Origin of the sequence: Brevundimonas sp. (assembly GCF_018608325.1) — a bacterium.
GTDB lineage: Bacteria > Pseudomonadota > Alphaproteobacteria > Caulobacterales > Caulobacteraceae > Brevundimonas.
In genome coordinates, this window is sequence record NZ_JABAZW010000041.1 from 1 (window position 1) to 3,542 (window position 3,542).

A 3,542-nucleotide genomic window follows, 5' to 3' on the forward strand; every position below is an offset into this window, starting at 1 on the left:
GCCGTAGCCTGGCCGGGCGGCCCCTGCGTGGTGGTCGAGGGCGTGGTGCAGGGCGAGCTGACCTTCCCGCCGCGCGGCGAACGGGGCTTTGGCTATGATCCCATCTTCATCCCAGAGGGCGGCGACCTGACCTACGGCGAACTGGACCCCGCCGTGAAGGAGGCCGACAGCCACCGCACGCGCGCCTTCCGCCTGCTCAAGGCCGCGCTGATTGACTGATCCGCTCGACCCCATCTTCCCCGACCCCGGCAGCGACGTCGGTCTCTACGTCCACTGGCCCTATTGTTCGCGCATCTGCCCCTATTGCGACTTCAACGTCGTGCGCGACCGGGGGCGGACGCAGGAACAGGCGCAGCTTCTGGACGCCATACTGGCGGACATGCGCGCGCAGGCGTCGCTGCTGGGGCCGCATCGGCTGGCGTCCATATTCCTGGGCGGCGGCACGCCCTCGCTGATGTCACCGGAGGCCGTGTCCGCCGTCATTGAGCAGGCCAAGACCCTGTTTCCGCCTGCGGGCGAGATCGAGATCACGCTGGAGGCCAATCCGACAGACGCCGAGGCGGGTCGGTTCGCAGCCCTGGCCGACGCCGGGGTCAACCGCCTGTCGATGGGGGTGCAGGCGCTGGACGATGCCTCGCTGAAGTTCCTCGGCCGGGACCATTCGGCGGCAGAGGCCCTACGCGCTGTCGATCTGGCGGGCCGCGCCTTCAAACGGCTGTCCATCGACCTGATCTACGCCCGCCCGGACCAGACGGTCGCGGGCTGGACGGCGGAACTGCAATCAGCCCTGAGCATGGGGTTCGAGCATGTTTCGCCCTATCAACTGACCATAGAGCCCGAGACGGCGTTCGGCCGCGCCCTGCGCCGGGGAACCCTGACCCCGCCCGACGAAGATCAGGCCGCCGCCCTCTATGAGGCGACGCAGCAGGTCCTGCTGGATGCAGGCTTTGACGCCTATGAGGTGTCGAACCATGCGCGCGGCGTGGCGGCGCGGTCAGCGCACAATCTGCATGTCTGGCGCGGCGGCGACTATCTGGGCCTCGGCCCCGGCGCGCACGGGCGTCTGACGCTGGACGGCGTGCGCACCGCCACCGTCGCCCACCGTCGCATCGGCGATTATGTGGCGGGCGTGGCCGATCAGACCCCGTGGACCGACCGCGAGGCCCAATCCCCGGCGGACGCAGCCGAGGAACGTTTACTGTTGGCCCTGCGCACCGTGGAGGGCGCGCCCCTCGGCCTATTGGCGGACCTGCACCTGTCGCAGGACGCCGCCCCGGTCGCAGACCTGATCGCAGACGGCTTCCTGACAGCGGCTTCAGGCCGCCTGTCCGCCACAGCCAAGGGACGGCCCGTTCTGGATGGCGTGCTGAAAGCCCTGCTGACCTGAGAGTTACTTGCGCAAGCCCAGCATCCCCAACCAGCCGCCGCTGGTCAGCAGGGCCACGTCCAGAAGGGCCAGAGGCAGGGGCGTGGAAGCGGGCGCGGCGATGAAGCGCGAACGCCAGTCCGGCGCAAACTTGGACTTGTAGCTGCGCAGCCCCTGGAAGCCGTACAGGGCGCCGCCTTCATCATAAACCAGGGCTCCGACGCGGGCGAAGACCGGCGCCATCCGACGATCCTCCAGACCCGAAAGGGGGGCCATGCCCAGATCGAACCGGGCCAATCCCTGCTCCTTTGCCCACTGGGTGCAACGGGTGAACAGATAGTCCATCACCCCATGCGGCGCGTCGGGCGCATAGCGCATCAGGTCGACCGCCGCCTCTTCCGGCGCCGTCAGCAGATTGGCGAAGGCCACGATCCGTCCCTCGGACCGCACCACGGCCAGCGGCGTCAGGTCCAGATAGGCCGGATCGAACCGGCCCAGCGAGAAGGCCTTCTCGGTCCCCTCGTGCATCTGGAGCCAGGCGTCGGACACGGCTTTCAGCTCGTCAACGATGGGACCGACCGATCCGGGCGGCAAGACTTCGAACGAGCCGCCTTCGCGTTCGGCCCGGTTCACCGCCGTGCGCAGGTTCTGCTTCGACTTGCCTTCCATCGAGAAGTCCGCGACCTCGATCACCGCTGTCTCGCCGACCTTGCGCACCGCCAGCCCCATGGTCGCCAGATCGCCCAGCACCGCCTCGCTGACCGAATAGAAGACCGCCGCCCCGCCGTAGCTGTCGGCCATCTCTGCGAAGTTCCACAGCAGTTCGCGGCGCTCTTCCTTCAGGCCCGCCGGTTCGCCCATGACGATCCAGCGCCGCCCGCGCACGCGATAGGTCAGGAAGCTGCGGCCCGACGGACTGAACAACAGGGCCTTGTCGCCCAGCATGGCCAGCCACGCCTCGGGCGTCGCCTCTTCTGCCGCATCCAGAACGGCGCGCGCCCTGGTCAGGTCTTCTGCAGACGCCGGGCCGTGGTCATGCGAACCCGGCGAACTCAGCAGCGACCGGCCCGCCACCACCATGGTCAGGATGGCCAGCACCAGACCAGCCCGCAGGAAGCCCGACGCCTGTTTGTCCGTCAGGAAACGCCACCACAATTCGTCATTATAGGTGACGTCGCGATAGGCGAAGAAACCCAGCCAGAGCATGGCGCCCACGCCTGCGATCAGCAGCAGCAGCCAGCCGGGCCTTAAGGGCTCGCTAAGGCGCGAACGGCGGTTGAAGGCGTTGCGGCAGGGCGCCAGCAGGGCGGCGACGATCAGCAGGTCGAACGCCTCTTCCCAATCCAGCCCTTTCAGCACCGTCAGGCCCGCGCCGACGATCAGGGTCAGAAGCGCCGCCCAATAGGCCCCGCGCCTGCGCCGCCACAGGCCCGCCGACAGCAGCATCAACAAGAAGCCCGCGATGCTGGCCACGAAGTGCGAAAGATCGATCAGGATCGGCGACACCACGCCGGTCAGTTGTCGCAGCCGCGCGTCGAACTCGGGCGTCATGGCCGAGGCCAGCATCACCCCTCCCGCCAGGAAGGCCACCACAGCGAAAAACTGCGGTGTCAGTTCATAGGCCAGTCCGAACAGCCGCCGGACCAGTCGCTGAGCGGGAGTAGTGCGGGACGGCAAGCAGCGGCTCCGATTCGGCTATGCGCAACCATAGACCAAGAATCGGTCAACTGGGGCGGTTGAGAGGTCATTTCGGGGCGCCTGCAACAATCCGAAACATCGCGGATTAGGTCATTGCGGGCGTCGGGCCCGTGTTACCGGATTATGTCCTATGACGATCAAGAACATTCTTCTGGCCGGCTCAGCCGTCGCCTTCCTGACCGCCGCGCCTGCCATGGCGCAAGACACGACCCCGCCCGCACCGGCCCCGGCCGCAGCTCAAGCCCCCAGCCTGACCCTGACGCCTGGCGCGACCGTTCGCGGCGCTGACGGCGAACTGGGCAAGCTGGAAGGTGTTCGCAACAACGCCGAAGGCAAGCAGGAGCTGACGGTGCGCGGCGCCGACGGCCAGGTGCGCGGCGTGCCGCTGGCCGGCATGGACCTCTTCGATGCCGACTTCTTCGGCTACACCCCGCGCGATGCCGAGCAGATGGACCCGCAGCACCGCCTTTTCCTGGAA

Annotated in this window: 4 protein-coding genes; 3 read left to right on the top strand and 1 reads right to left on the bottom strand. The window is 67.8% G+C overall.

Going from position 1 to position 3,542, the window contains the following annotated elements; genetic code table 11:
• Both QZ281_RS04430 and hemW read left to right on the top strand, forming a co-directional pair.
• On the top strand, positions 1 to 219 hold a 219-nt coding region (locus tag QZ281_RS04430; RefSeq protein ID WP_292225175.1), incomplete at its 5' end, for a non-canonical purine NTP pyrophosphatase.
• Positions 212 to 1,387, top strand: a complete 1,176-nt coding sequence (hemW, locus tag QZ281_RS04435) for a radical SAM family heme chaperone HemW (protein ID WP_292225177.1) — start codon at positions 212 to 214, stop codon at positions 1,385 to 1,387. The genes QZ281_RS04430 and hemW, both read left to right, overlap by 8 nt.
• Before the next feature lie 3 nt (positions 1,388 to 1,390).
• Here the strand turns inward: hemW and QZ281_RS04440 are convergent, their stop codons facing one another.
• Positions 1,391 to 3,043 (bottom strand): GNAT family N-acetyltransferase, encoded by a 1,653-nt coding sequence (locus tag QZ281_RS04440; RefSeq protein ID WP_292225182.1) that lies wholly within the window; start codon positions 3,041 to 3,043, stop codon positions 1,391 to 1,393.
• A 151-nt stretch (positions 3,044 to 3,194) separates the two neighbouring features.
• Between QZ281_RS04440 and QZ281_RS04445 the strand changes: the two genes are divergently transcribed.
• Positions 3,195 to 3,542 (top strand): beta-ketoacyl synthase N-terminal-like domain-containing protein (locus tag QZ281_RS04445; RefSeq protein ID WP_292225184.1); only part of this gene is annotated, 348 nt, incomplete at its 3' end.